The 3,547-nt window shown below is 55.9% G+C and carries 1 protein-coding gene and 2 rRNA genes; all 3 read right to left on the bottom strand.

All coding sequences use genetic code 11. The annotated features are described in order from the left end of the window. Positions 1-58: ribosomal RNA gene (gene rrf, locus ABZV58_RS34520) — 5S ribosomal RNA — on the bottom strand; the annotation flags it as partial. 111 nt (positions 59-169) lie between these two features. Further along, a 23S ribosomal RNA gene (locus ABZV58_RS34515) occupies positions 170-3,305 on the bottom strand. A gap of 47 nt (positions 3,306-3,352) precedes the next feature. After that, positions 3,353-3,547 (bottom strand): hypothetical protein (locus ABZV58_RS34510; RefSeq protein ID WP_355004393.1); only part of this gene is annotated, 195 nt, incomplete at its 5' end.

Here is a 3,547-nt window from a genome sequence, read left to right as displayed (position 1 = left end):
CCTTAGCTTCCGGGTTCGGAATGGGACCGGGCGTTTCCCCACCGCTATAGCCGCCGTAACTCTATGAAACTATCCACACCAACAGCGCACACACCACCCCGTGAGGGTGATGCGGCTGCAGTGTCTGTGTGTTGTTTCAGATACCGCACAGTGGACGCGTAGCTTCTTTGTTGGTAAGTCCTCGGCCGATTAGTACCAGTCACCTCCACACGTTACCGTGCTTCCAGTTCTGGCCTATCAACCCCATGGTCTGTGGGGGGCCTTACCCCCTCGAGGGGGTGAGAAACCTCATCTTGGAACAGGCTTCCCGCTTAGATGCTTTCAGCGGTTATCCCTTCCGAACGTAGCTAACCAGCGGTGCCCTTGGCAGGACAACTGGCACACCAGAGGTTCGTCCGTCCCGGTCCTCTCGTACTAGGGACAGCCTTCCTCAAGTTTCTGACGCGCGCGGCGGATAGAGACCGAACTGTCTCACGACGTTCTAAACCCAGCTCGCGTGCCGCTTTAATGGGCGAACAGCCCAACCCTTGGGACCTACTCCAGCCCCAGGATGCGACGAGCCGACATCGAGGTGCCAAACCATCCCGTCGATATGGACTCTTGGGGAAGATCAGCCTGTTATCCCCGGGGTACCTTTTATCCGTTGAGCGACACCGCTTCCACTTGCCGGTGCCGGATCACTAGTCCCGACTTTCGTCCCTGCTCGACATGTCTGTCTCACAGTCAAGCTCCCTTGTGCACTTGCACTCGACACCTGATTGCCAACCAGGCTGAGGGAACCTTTGGGCGCCTCCGTTACATTTTAGGAGGCAACCGCCCCAGTTAAACTACCCACCAGGCACTGTCCCTGAACCAGATCATGGTCCGAGGTTAGAGGTCCAATACGATCAGAGTGGTATTTCAACGACGACTCCACACACACTGGCGTGCATGTCTCACAGTCTCCCACCTATCCTACACAAACCGTACCGAACACCAATACCAAGCTATAGTGAAGGTCCCGGGGTCTTTTCGTCCTGCCGCGCGTAACGAGCATCTTTACTCGTAATGCAATTTCGCCGAGTCTGTGGTTGAGACAGCAGAGAAGTCGTTACGCCATTCGTGCAGGTCGGAACTTACCCGACAAGGAATTTCGCTACCTTAGGATGGTTATAGTTACCACCGCCGTTTACCGGGGCTTAAATTCTCAGCTTCGCGGAACAAGTCCGCTAACCGGTCCTCTTAACCTTCCGGCACCGGGCAGGCGTCAGTCCGTATACATCGTCTTACGACTTCGCACGGACCTGTGTTTTTAGTAAACAGTCGCTTCTCTCTGGTCTCTGCGACCACCACCAGCTCAGACCGCAAGGGCCGTCACCAGCGTTGGTCCCCCTTCTCCCGAAGTTACGGGGGCATTTTGCCGAGTTCCTTAACCACAGTTCTCTCGATCGCCTCAGTATTCTCTACCTGACCACCTGTGTCGGTTTGGGGTACGGGCCGTGTACCAACTCACTAGAGGCTTTTCTCGGCAGCATAGGATCACTGAATTCGCCTCAATCGGCTACGCATCACCTCTCAGGCACATGTTGTGCGGATTTGCCTACACAACGCCCTACAGGCTTACACCAGTACAACCACTGACTGGCCCAGCTACCTTCCTGCGTCACCCCATCGCTTGACTACTACAGCCAGGGTCCCATGCAGCCCCCTCCAGCCACCCGAAGGTGGTCTATTGGGTTTTGGATGGTTAGCACAACTGCCTCGCCATTGGGCGCGGATACACGGGTACGGGAATATCAACCCGTTGTCCATCGACTACGCCTGTCGGCCTCGCCTTAGGTCCCGACTCACCCTGGGCGGATTAACCTGGCCCAGGAACCCTTGGTCATTCGGCGGACGAGTTTCTCACTCGTCTTTCGCTACTCATGCCTGCATTCTCACTCGCGTGCCCTCCACGACTGGATCACTCCGCCGCTTCCCTGGACACACGACGCTCCCCTACCCATCCAAGCCACTGGATACGCTCCCGTAAGAACGCATCGGTGTCATGCTTGAATGCCGCGGCTTCGGCGGTGTACTTGAGCCCCGCTACATTGTCGGCGCAGGATCACTTGACCAGTGAGCTATTACGCACTCTTTCAAGGGTGGCTGCTTCTAAGCCAACCTCCTGGTTGTCTTCGCGACCCCACATCCTTTTCCACTTAGTACACGCTTAGGGGCCTTAGCCGGCGATCTGGGCTGTTTCCCTCTCGACTACGAAGCTTATCCCCCGCAGTCTCACTGCCACGCTCTCACACACCGGCATTCGGAGTTTGGCTGACTTCGGTAAGCTTGTGGGCCCCCTAGGCCATCCAGTAGCTCTACCTCCGGCGTGAAACACGTGACGCTGCACCTAAATGCATTTCGGGGAGAACCAGCTATCACGGAGTTTGATTGGCCTTTCACCCCTACCCACAGCTCATCCCCTCAGTTTTCAACCTAAGTGGGTTCGGGCCTCCACGACGTCTTACCGTCGCTTCACCCTGGCCATGGGTAGATCACTCCGCTTCGGGTCTAGAACATGCGACTGGAAACGCCCTATTCGGACTCGCTTTCGCTACGGCTACCCCACACGGGTTAACCTCGCCACATGCCACTAACTCGCAGGCTCATTCTTCAAAAGGCACGCCATCACCCACAGTGCACCAAAGCACTCGCAGGCCCTGACGGATTGTAAGCGCACGGTTTCAGGTACTATTTCACTCCCCTCCCGGGGTACTTTTCACCTTTCCCTCACGGTACTAGTCCGCTATCGGTCACCAGGGAGTATTCAGGCTTACCGGGTGGTCCCGGCAGATTCACAGCAGATTTCACGGGCCCGCTGCTACTCGGGTACTCACTACAACAGAGCATGAGTTTTCGCTTACCGGACTCTCACCGTCTACGGTTGGCCGTCCCAGACCAATTCAGCTAACACACACTTTTCTGACTGTTGCTCGCCACGGCAGTGACAAGAAAATGAGCCCCACAACCCCGCATAGACAACGACTGCCGTCTATCACATCTACACGGTTTAGCCTCATCCGCTTTCGCTCGCCACTACTCACGGAATCACTATTGTTTTCTCTTCCTGTGGGTACTGAGATGTTTCACTTCCCCACGTTCCCTCCACACACCCTATATATTCAGATGCGGGTAACACGACATCACTCGTGCTGGGTTTCCCCATTCGGAAATCCTCGGATCTCAGCTCGGTTGACAGCTCCCCGAGGCTTATCGCAGCCTCCTACGTCCTTCATCGGCTCCTGGTGCCAAGGCATCCACCGAACGCTCTTAAACACTTACAAACAAAGATGCTCGCGTCCACTGTGCAGTTCTCAAACAACACACCCACTCAGAATCTGATCTCGAAGCCAGCCAGAGCAAGCCCTGCGGTACTAACCGAAGATCCGAGCGGATCGTCTTTTTGCCTGGAAAGAACGTCTGTTCTTTCAGGACCCAACAGTGTGTCGATATATCCACCGCGATCGAAGACATGGCCTCGACCGAATGCGATGAAGCTTGTCAGCGTTCCACCCATGAGCTCCGC

It is taken from the genome of Nocardia sp. NPDC004654, from assembly GCF_040609595.1.
GTDB lineage: Bacteria > Actinomycetota > Actinomycetes > Mycobacteriales > Mycobacteriaceae > Nocardia.
This window is presented reverse-complemented; position numbering and strand designations above follow the sequence as displayed.